The sequence below is a fragment of the Flavobacterium sp. genome, assembly GCF_035760125.1.
GTDB lineage: Bacteria > Bacteroidota > Bacteroidia > Flavobacteriales > Flavobacteriaceae > Flavobacterium.
In genome coordinates, this window is the sequence record NZ_DASTTN010000352.1 from 1 (window position 1) to 3,854 (window position 3,854).

General features: G+C 33.4%; 4 protein-coding genes. 1 reads left to right on the forward strand and 3 read right to left on the reverse strand.

The genetic code is table 11. From position 1 onward, the window contains the following. Nucleotides 1-687 (reverse strand): carboxypeptidase-like regulatory domain-containing protein (locus tag VFS71_RS12625; RefSeq protein ID WP_326401653.1); only part of this gene is annotated, 687 nt, incomplete at its 3' end. Nucleotides 688-1,320: 633 nt separating this feature from the next. Between VFS71_RS12625 and VFS71_RS12630 the strand changes: the two genes are divergently transcribed. Beyond that, the gene (locus tag VFS71_RS12630; RefSeq protein WP_326401654.1) at nucleotides 1,321-2,010 is read left to right on the forward strand and encodes an NUDIX hydrolase; all 690 of its coding nucleotides are present in this window, start codon (nucleotides 1,321-1,323) and stop codon (nucleotides 2,008-2,010) included. A gap of 102 nt (nucleotides 2,011-2,112) precedes the next feature. Here the strand turns inward: VFS71_RS12630 and fsa are convergent, their stop codons facing one another. Next, entirely contained in the window at nucleotides 2,113-2,769 is a 657-nt protein-coding gene (gene fsa, locus VFS71_RS12635; RefSeq protein ID WP_269221524.1) for a fructose-6-phosphate aldolase, read from the reverse strand. Nucleotides 2,770-2,915: 146 nt separating this feature from the next. Continuing rightward, nucleotides 2,916-3,854 (reverse strand): transketolase-like TK C-terminal-containing protein (locus tag VFS71_RS12640; protein ID WP_414655999.1); only part of this gene is annotated, 939 nt, incomplete at its 5' end.

Below are 3,854 nucleotides of genomic sequence, written 5' to 3' on the forward strand. Positions count from 1 at the left end.
TACTCCATAAATGGCAGCAGAAGCTCCATCCTTTAAAACCTGCATCGATTCAACATCGCCAGGGGCAAAATCATATGGATTGTCTACAATCATTCCATCAATAATAAAAAGAGGGTTAGTGTTTGCAAAAGAAGATATCCCTCTAATTTTAATATTAACAAAGCCTCCCGGTTCTCCAGATGATTGTACTGAAACGCCCGCTACTTGTCCTTGTAACATTTTCGCTGGATCATAAGTAACTATCGTTTTTGCTTCTTTTAAGCTTACAACGCTTACAGCACCTGATAAATCAGCTTTCTTTTGTGTTCCATAACCAATAACTACTATCTCATTCAATTTGTTAGTGTCGTCTTTTAAGGCATAATTGATTTGTGAACGGTTATCAATAGTTAGTTCTTTAGTTTCATATCCTATGTACGAAAAAATTAGTACATCGGTTGGTTTTGCATTGATAGAATAATCACCGTCAAAACCTGTAGAAGTCGCTATAGAAGTTCCTTTTACTAAAATATTTACTCCAGAAAGAGGCATTTTGTCTTTATCGGAGGTAATCTTTCCTGAAACGACATTGGCTTGTTGTGCCGATACATTATAAGTAGCGAAGAGCATAACTAATAGTGCTAATAGCCATTCTTTTTTAGGCAATAAAAAATTGCAATAAAAAAATAATCTGTGGTTTGTTGTCATATTGATTGCATTTTGGTTAATTATAAGTGTAGTTTTTACATTTGTAAATTTAAATAAAAAAAAAGCATAAAAACAAATTAATCTGATAAAAAAAGTCGTGAAAAAAAATGGATATCCTAAAATATACTAATAAACGTAAGTATTTGTGTATTTTATATTTACGAAAAACGTTTTCGTAAATTACAAATAACTGATAATCAAATAATTAATTATATTTTTTATTTCTAAATTAATTTTTTGTTTTTTTTAATAATATTTAAATTTTGATTAAAAAAAGAACGATTTTAAGTACAAAATATGCCTATAAAAGCTTATTGTTTTTGGTTTTTGATTCTTTTTTTGATTGAATATTGCTTTCTAAAATGCAAAAAAAATGCTTGTAAATGTAATTTTAACACTTAATTAAAATACTTGTATTCAAAAATAAGTCGAAATATGGGGTTTAAATCCTTGTTTTTGGATTTTAACAAGGATAAAACGAAATTATTGAGATTGCTAAAATAAATGCATGATTTGATTAATCAGATACTTAAAGGTGTTTTTTGTGTTTTATTTTTATTAGTGTAAAAACCACATTAAATAAATTTGGTAGTTTTAAGGAAGTTCTTATATTTACGACAAAATATATAGAAAATGCTAAATAGTTATAGTACAGCAGACAAAGTTCTTCTAGCGGTAGATTGTATCATTTTCGGCTTTGATGAAGATGGGTTGAAAATCCTTTTGATTAAAAGGGATTTTGAACCAGAAAAAGGAAAATGGTCTTTAATGGGAGGGTTTCTTAAAAAAGAGGAAGTATTGGATACGGCAGCCATAAGAGTTTTGAATACTTATACCGGCTTGCAGGATATCTATATGGAACAACTTTATACCTACAGTGAAATTGATCGTGACCCGGTTGAAAGAACTGTATCGGTGGCTTATTATGCACTGATTAATATCGAAAATCATAATGCAGAATTGATTCAGAATTACCATGCGAAATGGTTTAGTGTTTCTGAAGTGCCAAAATTGATTTTTGACCACGACAATATGTTGGAACATGCTATTAGAAGGTTGCGTTACAGAACATCGATGCGACCAGTTGGATTTGAGCTTTTACCCGAAAAATTCAAAATGAGTCAGTTGCTTAAGTTGTATGAATCCATTTTGGACAAACAAATAGATAAAAGAAACTTTATCAGTAAAATCAACTCGTTGGATATTTTGATAAAATTAGATGAGAAAGACATGACTTCTTCTAGAAAAGGGTCCTATCTCTATACTTTTGACAAAGAAAAATATGACGCTAAACTCTTGAATCATTTTGCTTTAAATTTTTAAACAGCTAAGCATATTTGATTTTAAGGCAAATAAAAAAGGAAGCTTCTATTGCAGAAGCTTCCTTTTTTTATTGAACAAAAATGAACTTTCTAAATTTAAACTCTAGCTATTTCCTTTTTGGTAATCAGCCAGGAAAGTTGCCAATCCACTGTCGGTAAGTGGGTGTTTTAGCAAACCTTCAATAGCGCTTAACGGACCTGTTATGACATCGGCACCAATTTTGGCACAATTTATAATATGCATGACGTGACGAACAGAAGCAGCCAGAATTTGGGTTTCATAACCGTAATTATCATAGATCAATTTGATATCTTCAATAAGTGATAAGCCATCGGTTGAAATATCATCCAATCTTCCGATGAAAGGAGATACATATGTAGCACCTGCTTTGGCGGCAAGCAATGCCTGACCTACCGAGAATACTAATGTGCAGTTGGTTCTGATTCCTTTATTCGAAAAATATTTAATGGCTTTTATACCGTCTTTAATCATCGGGATTTTTACCACGATCTGAGGATGTAATGCTGCCAATTTTTCTCCTTCGGCAATCATTCCTGCAAAATCAGTAGAAATAACTTCGGCACTTACGTCGCCATCCACCAATTCACATATTTTCACATAATGCGCAATGATATTGTCGGCTCCAGTAATTCCTTCTTTTGCCATTAATGAAGGGTTTGTGGTTACCCCATCCAATATTCCTAAATCATTGGCTTCTTTGATGTCTTTTAAATTTGCTGTATCGATAAAAAATTTCATGTTTTTGTTTTTTTAAAAGAATCTAAGTTTCTGAGTTGCTAAGATTCTGAGTTTTTAATTTTTCTCTTTTTTAGTTGCTTAGTTTCTAAGACACTGAGATCTTAAGTTTTTTACTTAGTATCTCAGAATCTTAGTTTTTTAAAGCCTTAATTACTTAATATCTGAGCACTTTCCTCGATATATTTTAGTATTTCCGCACAAACGCTGTGGCTGGTAAATCCAAATTTTTCGTCCAAAACGCTCGCTGGCGCCGAATAGCCAAAATGGTCTAATCCCACTATTTTTCCGCTATCACCTATCAAGCCTTCAAGGTTTACGGGAAGACCCGCCGTAAGTCCGAAAACTAATTTTTCTTTAGGAATAATGCTTTCTTGATATGATTTGGATTGAGATTTAAACAAGCCTTCGGAAATAATGGAAGCGATATTTATTTTTAGATTATGTTCTTTTTCTAAAATGATTGCTGCATCGATAAGTGTCGAAACCTCAGATCCGTTTGCGATTAAAGTGATGTCTGGATTTGCAATTTCTTTTACCAAATAACCACCTTTTTTAGCAGCTGTTGCTTCCTGATATCTTGAATTGGTGGTAGGAATATCCTTTATGTTTTGTCTTGAAAGAATTAAGGTTGTTGGTGTTTTGGTGTTTTTCAAAGCCATATCCCAAGCCACGGAAGTTTCGATAGCATCGGCTGGGCGCAATGCCAATAAACTAGCGTGTCCCGAATGGTTTTTTACTTTTTCCAACAAACGCATTTGTGCTTCCTGCTCAATAGGCTGGTGGGTTGGTCCGTCTTCTCCCACTCGGAAAGAGTCGTGAGTAAGCACATATTTTACGGGAAGTTCTTGGATAGCGGCCAATCGTATGGCAGGTTTCATATAATCAGAGAATACAAAAAATGTTGCCACTACCGGAATCACACCGCCATGCAAAGCAATACCGTTGGCGATGGAAGTCATGGTCAATTCGGCAACTCCAGTCTGTAAAAAGGCACCGTTGAAATTGTTTTTTTGCAATACGGATGATTTTTTCAAGAAGCCATCAGTTTTATCACTATTGGATAAATCAGCTGAAGAAACGATGAT